Source organism: Pseudomonas sp. GW821-FHT01E05, assembly GCF_059422425.1.
In genome coordinates, this window is sequence record NZ_JBWKWW010000010.1 from 209,830 (window position 1) to 222,999 (window position 13,170).

General features: G+C 58.8%; 11 protein-coding genes. 5 read left to right on the forward strand and 6 right to left on the reverse strand.

Annotation, left to right across the window (positions count from 1 at the left end):
- Positions 1 to 2: 2 nt before the first annotated feature.
- Both AC07W5_RS22250 and AC07W5_RS22255 read right to left on the reverse strand, forming a co-directional pair.
- On the reverse strand, positions 3 to 743 hold the full coding sequence (locus AC07W5_RS22250) for a flagellar basal body rod protein FlgF (protein WP_494994253.1): 741 nt from the start codon (positions 741 to 743) through the stop codon (positions 3 to 5).
- Positions 744 to 1,079: 336 nt separating this feature from the next.
- Positions 1,080 to 2,651, reverse strand: coding sequence for a sigma-54-dependent transcriptional regulator (locus AC07W5_RS22255; protein WP_495024339.1), 1,572 nt, complete (start codon positions 2,649 to 2,651; stop codon positions 1,080 to 1,082).
- A gap of 417 nt (positions 2,652 to 3,068) precedes the next feature.
- Here AC07W5_RS22255 and phhA point away from each other — a divergent pair, with 417 nt between their 5' ends.
- From phhA to AC07W5_RS22280, 5 genes are all read left to right on the forward strand, one after another.
- Positions 3,069 to 3,860: a phenylalanine 4-monooxygenase gene (phhA, locus tag AC07W5_RS22260; protein WP_494994255.1), complete on the forward strand. Its 792-nt coding sequence runs from the start codon at positions 3,069 to 3,071 to the stop codon at positions 3,858 to 3,860.
- 70 nt (positions 3,861 to 3,930) lie between these two features.
- A complete protein-coding gene (locus AC07W5_RS22265; protein WP_419119313.1) occupies positions 3,931 to 4,287 on the forward strand; it encodes a 4a-hydroxytetrahydrobiopterin dehydratase in 357 nt (118 codons plus the stop codon).
- Entirely contained in the window at positions 4,287 to 5,480 is a 1,194-nt protein-coding gene (locus tag AC07W5_RS22270) for an amino acid aminotransferase (protein ID WP_494994256.1), read from the forward strand. Before AC07W5_RS22265 ends, AC07W5_RS22270 begins: the two co-directional genes overlap by 1 nt.
- A gap of 545 nt (positions 5,481 to 6,025) precedes the next feature.
- Positions 6,026 to 6,208 carry a hypothetical protein gene (locus AC07W5_RS22275; protein ID WP_494994258.1) on the forward strand — a complete coding sequence of 61 codons (183 nt, stop codon included), beginning with the start codon at positions 6,026 to 6,028 and terminating at the stop codon, positions 6,206 to 6,208.
- A 138-nt stretch (positions 6,209 to 6,346) separates the two neighbouring features.
- A complete protein-coding gene (locus tag AC07W5_RS22280) occupies positions 6,347 to 7,552 on the forward strand; it encodes an MFS transporter (protein ID WP_495024340.1) in 1,206 nt (401 codons plus the stop codon).
- 1 nt (position 7,553) lies between these two features.
- On the opposite strand, the gene arfB is transcribed toward AC07W5_RS22280, so the two are convergent.
- The 4 genes from arfB to scpB form a co-directional block, all read right to left on the reverse strand.
- A complete protein-coding gene (gene arfB / locus AC07W5_RS22285; protein WP_495012232.1) occupies positions 7,554 to 7,967 on the reverse strand; it encodes an alternative ribosome rescue aminoacyl-tRNA hydrolase ArfB in 414 nt (137 codons plus the stop codon).
- A 116-nt stretch (positions 7,968 to 8,083) separates the two neighbouring features.
- Positions 8,084 to 9,505 carry an amino acid permease gene (locus tag AC07W5_RS22290; RefSeq protein WP_495024341.1) on the reverse strand — a complete coding sequence of 474 codons (1,422 nt, stop codon included), beginning with the start codon at positions 9,503 to 9,505 and terminating at the stop codon, positions 8,084 to 8,086.
- Positions 9,506 to 10,658: 1,153 nt separating this feature from the next.
- Positions 10,659 to 11,888 (reverse strand): 23S rRNA pseudouridine(2605) synthase RluB, encoded by a 1,230-nt coding sequence (gene rluB / locus AC07W5_RS22295; protein WP_494994262.1) that lies wholly within the window; start codon positions 11,886 to 11,888, stop codon positions 10,659 to 10,661.
- A 292-nt stretch (positions 11,889 to 12,180) separates the two neighbouring features.
- Positions 12,181 to 13,164: an SMC-Scp complex subunit ScpB gene (scpB, locus tag AC07W5_RS22300; protein ID WP_495012236.1), complete on the reverse strand. Its 984-nt coding sequence runs from the start codon at positions 13,162 to 13,164 to the stop codon at positions 12,181 to 12,183.
- Between the last annotated feature and the right edge of the window lie 6 nt (positions 13,165 to 13,170).

A 13,170-nucleotide genomic window follows, 5' to 3' on the forward strand; every position in this document is an offset into this window, starting at 1 on the left:
AATTAGCTGATCTGCAAGACCCGAGCCATGGCCTGGTCGTCGTCTTTGGCGGTGTTCATCATCTTGATGTGCAGCTCAAACTGCTTGGACAGAGCCAGCACCGAGGTCATCTCTTCGACGGCATTGACGTTGCTCGACTCAAGGAAACCGGACACCACCTGCACGCTGGCATCAGCCACCACTGGCTTGCCGTCCATGGTATGGATCGAACCATCCAGGCCCTTGGTCATGTTTTTGAGGTCCGGCTTGACCAGCTTGATGCGGTCGACTTCAGCCATTACCCGCGGACCTTCGCCCATCGCACGGATACTGATGGTGCCGTCCTGACCGACTTCGATTTTCTGCTCTGGCGGCACGGCAATCGGCCCACCGTTGCCCAACACTGGCATACCGTTGCCGGCCCGCAGTACGCCAAGGGCGTCCACATTCATGCTTGCGGTGCGCACGTAACCTTCGCTGCCATCAGGCGTCTGCACGGCGATCCAGCCGTCGCCGCTCACCGCCACATCGAGGTCGCGGCCGGTTTCCACCATGGACCCGGCAGTAAAATCGGTTGCCGGACGTTCAGACAAAGCAAACGCACGCGCCGGAAAGCTGTCGCCAAACACCGGCATCGAGCGCGCCTGCTCCAGGTCACGCTGAAAACCGTTGGTGGAGATGTTCGCCAGATTGTTGGCATGCGCCTTTTGCGCCAGTGCATTCTGGCTGGCACCGGTCATTGCCACGTAAAGGTACTTGTCCACAGTCTTTCCTCTGTCTGCCGGACGTTTGCCGCCCACCGCTGTACTGCTGAGCCAGAAGCAATAAGTGCACCAACTTTCTTTTGGTGGCTTGAGGGCAGGCAAACAAAGGACTTGATGGAATCAGAGGGGATTTATGAATTGTGTCAAAGACGAAAAACCGGCGCCGTTATGCCGCTTGCGGCGTATCAGCTGCCGCAGGCGGCGATCTTTTGATCTGATCGTTCCCACGCTCTGCGTGGGAATGCAGCCCGCGACGCTCCGCGTCACAGCTAAAGCGGACGCAGAGCGTCCAATGAGGCATTCCCACGCAGGAGCGTGGGAACGATCTTTTAAAGGTTATGCACTCGACTCTTGATCGTTCTTTCCCACCCCGTACTCGCGCAATTTGTTGGCGATGGTGGTGTGGGAAACCCCAAGTCGCTTGCCCAATTGCCGACTGCTTGGATGCTCCGAATACAGCCGCTCCAGCACTGCTTTTTCGAAGCGCCCGACAATCGCATCCAGCCCTCCTTCCAGCGAAAAATCGCCGAGTGGCTGGCGCACGCCGTAGTCCGGCAAGCGGATATGCTCAGCTTTGACCGTCCCGCCATCACACAGTGAAACCGCCTGAAACAACACGTTCTCCAATTGCCGAACGTTGCCCGGCCAATGGTAATGACTGAGCCGATCCATCGCCGCCGGTGCCAGTTTCGGCAACGAGCAACCGATCTGCCGGCTGGCCTGATCGAGGAAGTGCTCCACCAGCGGTGTCAGACCGTCGAGACATTCGCGCAGCGGCGGAATATGCAGGGACAGCACATTGAGCCGATGGTAAAGATCCTGGCGGAACTCACCACGGGCACACAACTCGGACAGATCGACCTGAGTCGCGCAAATCACCCGTACATCCAGATAGACCTCTTCATCACTGCCGACCCGGCGGAAACAGCCGTCCTGCAGAAAACGCAGCAGCTTGACCTGCAGGCGCGGGCTCATCTCCCCCACCCCATCAAGAAACAGCGTGCCGCCGGCCGTCAGCTCCAGCAGACCGAGCTTGCCTTCGGCCCGTGCACCTTCGAAAGCACCCGGGCCATAACCGAACAGCTCAGTCTCGGCCATCGACTCCGGCAACCCGGCGCAATTGAGTGCCATCAGCGGTGACTGCCCACGCGGGCTGGCCAGATGGCAAGCCCGAGCCAACAATTCCTTGCCGGTGCCAGTCTCGCCTTCAATCAGCAAGGGCGCGTCCAGCGGCGCCATGCGGCGCGCTTCGCGGACCACCGCTGCCATGACTTTAGAACTCTGAAAAATGCTGTCGAAGCCACGCAGCTCCTGTTTGCGCACATTGTAGATACGCTCACCGACCCGATCGGCCCGGTGCAGCGTGAGCACGGCGCCGGCCATGGCCTCACTGTCATCGTGCTCGGATTGCAGCGGCGCGATATCGGCCAAAAACACATCGCCCTTGACCTTGACCCTCAGGCCATTGATCCGTGACTTGTTGGCACGAACCAGTTCAGGCAAATCGAAATCTTCGGCATAGCGTGACAGCGGAATCCCCGGCACTTCATCCACCCGCACACCAAGCAACTGCGCAGCCGCGCGGTTTGCCGCAACGATGGAACCGCCCATATCGATAGACAGCACCGGAAACTCCAGCGCCCCCAACAACGCATTGAGTTCCATATGCCGACGCTCGCTGGGCATCAGCCCTACCCGCTTGACGCCGAACACCCCGGCAATCGCCTCGAACTTCGGACGCAACGCCTGGAACTGGATGTTGATCAGATTCGGACAATGCAGGTAGATCGCATTGCCGTGCTCACCGCCGACTTCCCCGCGGGCGACGTTGATCCCGTACTCCACCAGCAGATTGAGGATGTCGCGCAGGATGCCAATGCGATTCTGACAGTGGACTTTGATACGCATATAAAGGTCCAGGATTATTATTGGGAGATCGACGCTGCACCTTGTAGGAGCAGCCGGTCGACGCTCGATTGCTCGCGATGGACGTTAACGATAACGCGTGTTTTCTGAATGAACGCGCCGCCCTTGAGTCCATCGCGAGCAAGCTCGGCTCCTACAAGGTATTAAGACAAGGCCTGCCACTTTTTTTGCAGCCAGGCTCAGTTAGTCGTCAAGATTATGTGACAGTTACAGGCCTTTTCAAACCGACAAATCTCAATGAGTGTGGGATCGGGGTCGTTACGTAACGAAAACTTTACAAATAGCAGGGGAAATTCCCGCTTACGCTGCGACCAAGGTGCTGCAACTTGTTCTTCTCTGAGCTATCTCTATGGACATAGCTGGACATAACAAGAACGAATCCCCTCGCAGGAGAGCAGCATGAAGCAGACGCAATACGTGGCCCGCGAGCCCGATGCGCAAGGTTTTATCGACTACACCGCCGAAGAACATGCGGTGTGGAATACGCTGATCACTCGCCAACTGAAAGTGGTCCAGGGTCGTGCGTGCCAGGAATACCTGGACGGCATTGAAAAACTCGGCTTGCCTCACGATCGCATTCCGCAGCTCGGCGAAATCAATCAGGTGCTGGGCGCCACCACCGGCTGGCAAGTCGCCCGGGTTCCGGCGCTGATTCCCTTCCAGACTTTTTTCGAGTTGCTGGCCAACAAACAGTTTCCGGTGGCGACCTTTATTCGCACCCGCGAAGAGCTGGATTACCTGCAAGAGCCGGACATTTTCCACGAGATCTTTGGCCACTGTCCGTTGCTGACCAACCCCTGGTTCGCTGAATTTACCCACACCTACGGCAAGCTTGGCCTGCAGGCCTCCAAGGAGGAGCGGGTTTACCTGGCGCGGCTATACTGGATGACCATCGAGTTCGGCCTGGTCGACACACCGCAAGGTAAGCGCATCTACGGCGGCGGTATTCTTTCCTCACCCAAAGAAACGGTTTACAGCTTGTCCGCAGAGCCTGAACATCAGGCCTTTGACCCACTGGAAGCGATGCGCACGCCATATCGCATCGACATCCTGCAACCGCTGTACTTTGTCTTGCCTGACTTGAAGCGCCTGTTCGACCTGGCTCATGAAGACATCATGGGAATGGTCCAGCGCGGCATGCAGCTGGGCTTGCACGCACCAAAATTTCCGCCTAGGCCCAAGGCGGCTTGAGAACGGCAGCACTCGCGACGCTCTCAAAAAAATAGTAGTTTTCAATAAGAACCGAATTCAGGAATACACCATGTCCACTCTGAACCAAGCCCATTGCGAAGCCTGCCGTGCCGACGCTCCTCAAGTCAGCGACGAAGAACTGCCGGTATTGATCAAGCAGATTCCTGACTGGAACATTGAAGTACGCGATAGCGTCATGCAGCTGGAAAAAGTCTTCCTGTTCAAAAATTTCAAATTTGCCCTGGCCTTCACCAACGCTGTCGGCGAAATCTCCGAGGCCGAAGGTCACCACCCAGGCCTGCTCACCGAGTGGGGCAAAGTCACCGTGACCTGGTGGAGCCACTCGATCAAGGGCCTGCACCGCAACGACTTCATCATGGCCGCGCGCACTGACGAAGTGGCCAAAGACGCCGAGGGCCGCAAATAATGCATTTCGATGCCATCGGTCGAGTGCCCGGCGACCCGATTCTCGGCCTGATGGAGGCCTACGCTTCGGATACCAACCCGCACAAATTCGACCTGGGCGTTGGCGTCTACAAAGACGCCCAGGGCCTGACGCCGATTCTTCAGTCAGTGAAGCTGGCCGAGCAACGGTTGGTCGACCGGCAAACCACCAAGACCTACATCGGTGGTCACGGCGACGCGGCGTTCGGCAAGGTCATCAATGAGTTGGTGCTGGGTGCGGACTCGGCCTTGCTCGCCCACCAGCGTGCTGGCGCGACCCAAACACCTGGCGGCACCGGCGCATTGCGTCTGAGCGCCGATTTCATCGCCCGCTGCCTGCCGGGCCGTGGCATCTGGCTGAGCAACCCGACCTGGCCGATCCACGAAACCATCTACGCGGCGGCTGGCCTCAAGGTCAGTCACTATCCGTATGTCGGCAGCGACAACCGCCTCGACGTCGAAGCCATGCTGGCGACTCTGAAACTGGCGCCCAAGGGCGACGTTGTGCTGCTGCATGCCTGCTGCCATAACCCCACCGGTTTCGATCTGTCCCGCGATGACTGGCGTCGGGTGCTGGAGGTCGTGCGCAGTCGCGAACTGTTACCACTGATCGACTTCGCCTACCAGGGCTTCGGTGACGGTCTGGAGCAGGACGCCTGGGCGGTACGCCTGTTCGCAGAAGCACTGCCTGAGTTACTGATCACCAGCTCCTGTTCGAAAAACTTCGGTCTGTACCGTGAACGCACCGGCGCACTGATCGTCTGCGCGGCCAATGCCGACAAGTTGCTGGATATCCGTAGCCAACTGGCCTTTATCGCCCGCAACCTGTGGTCGACACCGCCGGATCATGGCGCAGCGGTTGTCGCGACCATCCTTGGCGATCCAGAGCTGAAAAGCCTCTGGGCCGATGAGGTCGAGGCCATGCGCCTGCGTATTGCACAACTGCGTTCAGGCCTGGTGGAAGCCCTTGGCCCTCATGGTCTTGGCGAGCGCTTCGCGCACATTGGCGTACAGCGCGGAATGTTTTCCTACACCGGCCTGACTCCGACACAGGTGCAGCGCCTGCGGGAAAACCACAGCGTGTACATGGTCAGTTCCGGGCGCGCCAACGTCGCCGGTATCGATGCGACGCGCCTGGATTTGCTGGCTGAAGCGATTGCTGAGGTTTGCGCGTAATAATTTTGGCAAAGCACGGGCTCGCGGCTACGAAAATCTAATGTGGGAAGGGCCGGGCGACGCTTCGCTTGCTCGCGATGCAGGCGGCGCGGTTTATCAGAAAACCGTGTCATCGTTCATCGCGAGCAAGCCCGCTCCCACACTAGAGCTGTGGTGTTTTGCAGATTGCATCTCCTTCCCTGCTGGCTCACCCCTTCACCTGTCTAGACAACCCCATCCGTCGTAACAACTGGATATAAAAGCCTTTTTGTCTTTTCCAGTGCTGTATGCTGCGCAGGCTTTTTAAAAGCGTGGATCTACCAGCGATTTAAAAACAGACCTTGCGAGGAGCGACTACGATGCACGAGATCCCTAATCTCCCCTTCCCAAGCCTGCACGAAACTGAGCAGACAACCCCGCGGCAAGCCGGCGCCCATCAGCCCGAGCCAAAAGAAGCAGCTGAACGCCGCAAGGCCGACAGCAAAGACTGAACGCGATACCCAGACCGTGTGGAAAGCGCTGATTCATGCGCTTTCCACACAGCCTGAACGCCAGAGACCCGAACCATGACCGACAATTTCAGCGAAACCCAAGCCGGCATCCTGATCGACACCGCTGAAAAAATGATCGAGGTCTGGAATCGCCTCACTCCAGAAAAACAAACCACCCTGCTGCAACGCTTCGGCACCCAGGAAAATGCGCTCGCCGCTCTGGTCGCCACGCAGATGCTGGCACCTGCCAAATCCTGATTTTTCTCATCCTGATCAAACCGCTGCCGGAACCTCATCGTCGGCGAGATAGTTTTTCGTTTTAGCCCCCCTGCATCGGCGCAACCATCGGTATCATAAGCAGCCTATCTATCCTGCTGCGCCAGTGGACCTTTACCGATGCCAGATACCCAACGCCCCATGGCGGTCACGCTGCAAGTCGTTTCTATCGTACTTTTCACCTTCATTGGCTATCTGAATATCGGTATTCCCCTGGCCGTGCTGCCAGGTTACGTGCACAGCGATCTGGGCTTCGGCGCGGTGATCGCGGGCCTGGTGATCAGCGTGCAATACCTCGCCACCCTGCTCAGCCGTCCTTATGCCGGCCGGATCATCGACAACCTCGGTAGCAAACGTGCAGTGATGTACGGCCTGGCCGGTTGCGGTTTGAGTGGTGTGTTCATGCTGCTCTCGGCCTGGCTGCAGAGCATGCCGGCCCTGAGCCTGATCAGCCTGTTGATCGGCCGACTGGTGCTGGGCAGCGCCGAAAGCCTGGTGGGTTCCGGCTCGATTGGCTGGGGTATTGGCCGGGTCGGCGCGCAGAACACCGCCAAGGTTATTTCCTGGAACGGCATCGCCAGTTACGGCGCGCTGGCCATTGGTGCTCCGCTGGGGGTATTGCTGGTCAATCAACTGGGACTATGGAGCATGGGCGTCAGCATTTTGTTGCTGGCTGCACTGGGCCTGCTGTTGGCCTGGCCAAAAATCGCCGCGCCGATCGTGGCCGGCGAGCGCTTGCCGTTCCTGCATGTATTGGGGCGTGTGCTGCCCCACGGTTGCGGCCTGGCCCTTGGCTCAATCGGTTTCGGCACCATCGCCACGTTCATTACGCTGTACTACGCCACTCAGCACTGGTCCAACGCCGTACTCTGCCTGAGCCTGTTCGGTACCTGCTTCATCGGTGCGCGACTGCTGTTCGGCAACCTGATCAACCGCCTCGGCGGCTTTCGTGTGGCAATTGCCTGCCTGTCGGTAGAAATCCTCGGGCTCTTGCTCCTGTGGCTGGCCCCGAACGCCCACTGGGCGCTGGCTGGCGCAGCGCTGAGCGGCTTCGGGTTTTCGCTGGTATTCCCGGCCCTGGGTGTGGAAGCGGTGAATCTGGTACCGGCCTCCAGCCGTGGTGCGGCGGTCGGGGCCTATTCGCTGTTCATCGACCTGTCGCTGGGCATCACTGGCCCCTTGGCCGGGGCGATTGCGGCAGGCTTTGGTTTTGCCTCGATCTTCCTGTTCGCCGCATTGGCCGCCATGGCCGGTTTGATACTGAGCATCTACCTGTACCGGCGAGCGCCGAAATACCGTGAAGAGCGCGCGGCCACTACTGCCTGAACTAGAAATCGACCTTGCCGCGCCCGGCCTTGATCGAACCACGCTTGGTCTTGGATTCCAGCCGACGCTTCTTCGAACCCAGGGTCGGCTTGGTTGCACGCCTCTTCTTTTCGACCTTGGTGGCGCTGAGGATCAGCTCGGTCAGGCGCTCCAGCGCATCAGCGCGGTTCTGTTCCTGGGTCCGATACTGCTGCGCCTTGATGATGATCACCCCTTCGCTGGTGATCCGGCTGTCGCGCAGCGCCAACAGCCGCTCCTTGTAGAACGGTGGCAAGGACGAAGCCGGTATATCAAAGCGCAAATGCACCGCGCTGGAGACTTTGTTGACGTTCTGCCCACCCGCGCCCTGGGCGCGAATTGCGGTCAACTCGATCTCGGCATCTGGCAGATGCACATTGTTGGAAATCACCAGCATGGAAAACGATCCGGTTTCAGGGCCTTCAGGATACGCGGGTCTACCCGTTTCAATAAACAAAAAGCCCAGAAACAACAAACCCGGCACAGGCCGGGTTTGTTGTCAGCAGGTTGCGCTTACTTCACCGCAGAACCGGCCACGCTCAACGCATGTTGAGCACTGCGCTTGTTCTTGATGCCGTAGCAAATCCACATGAACGCCACCCACACCGGAATCGCATAGACCGATATCTGGATGCCCGGAATCATCAGCATGACGCAGAGAATAAACACCACGAACGCCAGGCAAATATAGTTGCCGTACGGGTACCAGAGCGCCTTGAACAGCGGGGTCTGCCTGGTACGGTTCATATGCTGACGGAACTTGAAGTGCGAGAAGCTGATCATCGCCCAGTTGATTACCAGCGTCGCAACCACCAGCGACATCAGCAATTCCAGTGCATGTTGCGGGATCAGGTAGTTCAGCACCACAGCGACGAAGGTCACCGCCGCCGACGCCAGAATCGAACGCACCGGTACGCCGCGCTTGTCGATCTTCGCCAGCGCCTTCGGTGCATCACCCTGCTCGGCCATACCCAGCAGCATACGGCTGTTGCAGTAAGTACCGCTGTTGTACACCGACAACGCGGCGGTCAAGACCACGAAGTTCAGGATGTGCGCCGCGGTGTTGCTGCCGAGCATCGAGAACACCTGAACGAACGGGCTGCCGCTGTAGGCATCGCCGGACGCGTTCAAACTCACCAGCAGGCTGTCCCATGGGGTCAGCGACAACAGCACCACCAGTGCGCCGATGTAGAAAATCAGGATCCGGTAGATCACCTGGTTGATGGCTTTCGGGATCACGGTCTTCGGCTGGTCAGCCTCGGCGGCAGTGAAACCGAGCATTTCCAGGCCCCCGAAGGAGAACATGATGATCGCCATGGCCATCACCAAACCACTGACGCCATTGGGGAAGAAACCGCCGTGTTCCCACAGGTTGCTGACTGAAGCCTGTGGGCCGCCATTACCGCTGACCAGCAGGTAGCTACCCAGGGCGATCATGCCGACGATGGCCACGACCTTGATGATCGCGAACCAGAACTCGGCCTCGCCAAAGACTTTGACGTTGGCCAGGTTGATCGCGTTGATCATCACGAAAAACAGGGCTGCCGAAGCCCAGGTCGGGACATCCGGCCACCAGTAGTGCACGTATTTGCCGACCGCGGTCAGCTCCGACATGCCCACCAGGATGTAGAGGATCCAGCAGTTCCAGCCCGACAGGAAGCCGGCAAATCCGCCCCAGTATTTGTGGGCGAAGTGGCTGAACGAACCGGCCACCGGCTCTTCTACGATCATTTCGCCCAGTTGGCGCATGATCATGAAGGCAATGAAGCCGCAGATCGCGTAGCCGAGGATCATCGACGGACCGGCCGATTTCAGAACGCCGGCGGAGCCCAGGAACAACCCGGTACCGATCGCGCCACCGAGGGCGATAAGTTGAATATGGCGATTTTTCAGGCCGCGCTGAAGCGTACCTGAATGCGAGTTTTGTCCACTCATTAAAAGGGTCTCACGCAAGGTTTGATGATGTTCGTTTTACGTTGCTGCTTGGATACGGGTTTAAGCAGCACAGATCAAACCCCAGCGCAGGCACCAGGAGTTCAGCGTTTTTTCACGGGTCATGCGTCACCTGTTTGTTTTTATCTGTGACGAGATCGAACCCACCACGCTTGTGACGCGGCGGAGTGAACAAGGCGGATAGCCTTGAGTTTATTGGCCTTGGGCAATCGAGCGGGTTGCCGGGAGCAAAAGCTCGCAGCGAGTCATGACAGCCGACAGGCGCAAAATGCGCGGATACGCAGTTGAGTCACAGTTAAAACGCCGCGCATTGTACACCCGTAACCTCCTGCTGCCAGACACCGCTTGGTCAGCGCGGATTACGCAGCGTCAGGCTGGGGCTTGCTCGATGGTCTTCAATAGCAGCAAAGGAATGGACATACCCACATGGGTGGTCGCTAAGGGCGAAGTCGATTTCGCCTCGCAGAAAATGAGTCACAGCGTTCATTGCGCCTCCTTGTTGTTATGGCCTGCACGACAGGCATGGGGCGCATAACACCCTCACCAGCCTTGCGAAACAACCGGGGCAGAGCCTTGGAATAGCTCGCTTCAACACTTTTCCGGCAGGTTTTCCTTACGGTTGGGATGAATTGTCGATTCCATGGGTGGAAAGCTGGAATTTCGTAAATATTTGTTTACGAGGCGGCACGCAAAATTTCCAATACAGATCCGCCAGGGATTGGCCATTTGCTGAATCACAACGCCCATAAGATGGTGTTTGATGGGTGGTTTGTGTTTTAAGTGCAACACATGATCATTCCCACGCTCCCGCGTGGGAATGCATCCCGTGACGCTCCGCGTCACTGCCGAAGCGGACGCGGAGCGTCCAAGGCGGCATTCCCACGCAGAGCGTGGGAACGATCAAATCACAACGCCCATAAGATGGTGTTTGATGGGTGGTTTGTGTTTTAAGTGCAACACATGATCGTTCCCACGCTCCCGCGTGGGAATGCATCCCGTGACGCTCTGCGTCACTGCCAAAGCGGACGCGGAGCGTCCAAGGCGGGATTCCCACGCAGAGCGTGGGAACGATCAATACGAAGCGCAAAAAAAAACGCCAACCCTGGGGTTGGCGTTCTTGTTTGCAGCTTACCGCTTACTCAGGCTTGCGACGGCCAAAGCCTGGACGCTGACCGGAGCCGGCCGGTGCGCCACGGCGCTTGCCGGATGGCGCATCCCTGTCGACCAGGCCGATACCCGGACGTTTGGACTTTGGCCCAGGCTTGGCTGGACGCTTGGTGTCGGCCGGACGGTCTGCCACTGGCGTACCACGATCGCTGCGACCGCCTGCTGGAGCACCGCGACCGGTAGCCGGACGCGGAGTGCGTGGGCCGCGCTCGCCATCCTGACGTGGAGCAGGTTTGCGCGCCGGGCGCTCGCCTTCGATCTGCGGCTCGCGGACTGGACGCGGGCCAGCGGCAGGTGCACCAGCGGCTGGACGCAGGGTCCGCACGCGCTCGGCCTTGCCAACCGGGCGGGACGATTTGCGTTGCATACGCTCAAGCTTGTCTTTGCTCTTGGCGTTCATCTGCGGCATGGCGACCGGCGTCAAGCCGACTTCAGCGCTGAGAATATCGACTTCGTACTGGCTCATTTCGCGCCAGCGGCCCATCGGCAGGTCGGAGTTGAGGAACACCGGACCAAAACGTACACGCTTCAGACGGCTGACCACCAGCCCTTGGGATTCCCACAAACGACGCACTTCACGGTTACGGCCTTCCATCACTACGCAGTGGTACCAATGGTTGAAGCCTTCGCCGCCCGGTGCTTGCTTGATATCGGTGAACTTCGCCGGGCCGTCTTCGAGGACCACGCCGGCCTTGAGCCGCTCGATCATCTCGTCATCGACTTCGCCACGCACACGCACCGCGTACTCGCGGTCCATTTCGTAGGAAGGATGCATCAGACGGTTGGCCAGCTCACCGTCGGTGGTGAACATCAGCAGACCGGTGGTGTTGATGTCCAGACGGCCAATGTTGATCCAGCGACCTTCTTTCGGACGCGGCATTTTATCGAACACGGTCGGACGGCCTTCAGGGTCGTCACGGGTGCAGATTTCGCCGTCGGGCTTGTTGTACATGATCACGCGGCGCACCGACTCGGCGGCCTCTTCACGCTTGATCACCTTGCCATCGATAGTGATGGCGTCATGCAGGTCGACGCGCAGGCCAAGGGTGGCATCTTTGCCATTGACCTTGATCCGGCCATGGCTGATCCAGGCCTCTACGTCACGGCGCGAGCCAACGCCGATACGGGCGAGGACTTTCTGCAGTTTTTCGCCTGCTGGGCCGATTTCCTGGCTGTCTTTCTGGTCGTTGTCACTCATCTGGGCACCTCCCGGTGTGGTCTGTTCAGGCCTGGCCTGAAGCGTTGAAAGCTGGTCTTTGGGCGCAAGGATCGCCAAAGGGTCGCGAATCATACGCGCATGGCGCTGTTCGCGCATCAGAGACTAGCGGATAAACGGTCGGTTAGTTGTTTTTCCGCCGACCGGTGAGGGGAAAGGTGATCAGATCGTTCCCACGCTCTGCGTGGGAATGCCGCCATGGACGCTCTGCGTCCGCCTTCGGCTGCGACGCAGAGCGTCACGGGATGCGTTACCACGCAGAGCGTGGGAACGATCACTCTTCCAGCAAGCGTCTTTCGTTCTCGATTGCTTCGGCGAGGGCCTGGGCTTCGGCTTCTTCGTCGCTCAAGACTGGTGTTGCTTGCTCCAGCGCGGCGACAGCGGCCAGCAGTTTGGCGCGGGCCTCTGCGACGCCGATAAGGTCGTCTTCCTGCTCTTCCTCAGTTTCGGCTTCAGCCTCAACGTGAAGCTCAACCTCAATTTCGGGTTGTGCTTCGGCTTGGACTTCGGTCTCGCTCTCGACGCTGGTCTCGTTCACTGCCCCATCCCGAAGCAAATCGTCGAAGTCGGTCTTGATCCCTTCCTCCATCGAGTCCAGTTCCAGCAACAGGGTATGGAAGCTGGTTTCGTCTTTCGGTTCTTCCGGCTCGGCGCTGGCATCGGCCAGCTCTTGCAGGCTCTGCGGCACTGGTGCGTCGTCGAAATCGAGAATCGGATCGGGCTCCAGCTCACGCAGTTCGGCCAGCGGCGGCAGGTCGTCGAGATTTTTCAGGTTGAAGTGGTCGAGAAAGGCTTTGGTGGTGGCGAACATCGCCGGTTTACCTGGCACTTCGCGGTAACCAACGATGCGGATCCACTCACGTTCGAGCAGGGTTTTGACGATATGACTGTTGACTGCCACACCGCGCACATCCTCGATCTCGCCCCGAGTTATCGGCTGGCGATAGGCGATCAAGGCCATGGTTTCCAGCATGGCCCGGGAATAACGCTGCGGCCGCTCTTCCCACAGTCGCCCAACCCAAGGCGAGAACTTCTCGCGAATCTGCAGGCGATAACCGGATGCGACTTCCTTGAGCTCAAAGGCCCGGCCGTCACAGGATTTGCGCAAGATCTCCAGGGCTTTCTTGAAAACCGGAGGTTCCGGCCGCTCACCCTCTTCGAAGAGCTCAAACAGACGTTCCATGGTTTGCGGCTTTCCCGAGGCCAACAGAAAGGCTTCAAGCAATGGCGCCAGCTCGCGGGGTTCACTCAGATTCATTGATTT

Coding starts and splice junctions, on each gene's coding strand:
- AC07W5_RS22270 (WP_494994256.1), top strand. CDS start 4,287: ATGCATTTCGATGCCATCGGTCGAGTGCCCGGCGACCCGATTCTCGGC.
- AC07W5_RS22255 (WP_495024339.1), bottom strand. CDS start 2,651: ATGCGTATCAAAGTCCACTGTCAGAATCGCATTGGCATCCTGCGCGAC.
- rluB (WP_494994262.1), bottom strand. CDS start 11,888: ATGAGTGACAACGACCAGAAAGACAGCCAGGAAATCGGCCCAGCAGGC.
- phhA (WP_494994255.1), top strand. CDS start 3,069: ATGAAGCAGACGCAATACGTGGCCCGCGAGCCCGATGCGCAAGGTTTT.
- arfB (WP_495012232.1), bottom strand. CDS start 7,967: ATGCTGGTGATTTCCAACAATGTGCATCTGCCAGATGCCGAGATCGAG.
- AC07W5_RS22290 (WP_495024341.1), bottom strand. CDS start 9,505: ATGAGTGGACAAAACTCGCATTCAGGTACGCTTCAGCGCGGCCTGAAA.
- AC07W5_RS22265 (WP_419119313.1), top strand. CDS start 3,931: ATGTCCACTCTGAACCAAGCCCATTGCGAAGCCTGCCGTGCCGACGCT.
- AC07W5_RS22280 (WP_495024340.1), top strand. CDS start 6,347: ATGCCAGATACCCAACGCCCCATGGCGGTCACGCTGCAAGTCGTTTCT.
- scpB (WP_495012236.1), bottom strand. CDS start 13,164: ATGAATCTGAGTGAACCCCGCGAGCTGGCGCCATTGCTTGAAGCCTTT.
- AC07W5_RS22275 (WP_494994258.1), top strand. CDS start 6,026: ATGACCGACAATTTCAGCGAAACCCAAGCCGGCATCCTGATCGACACC.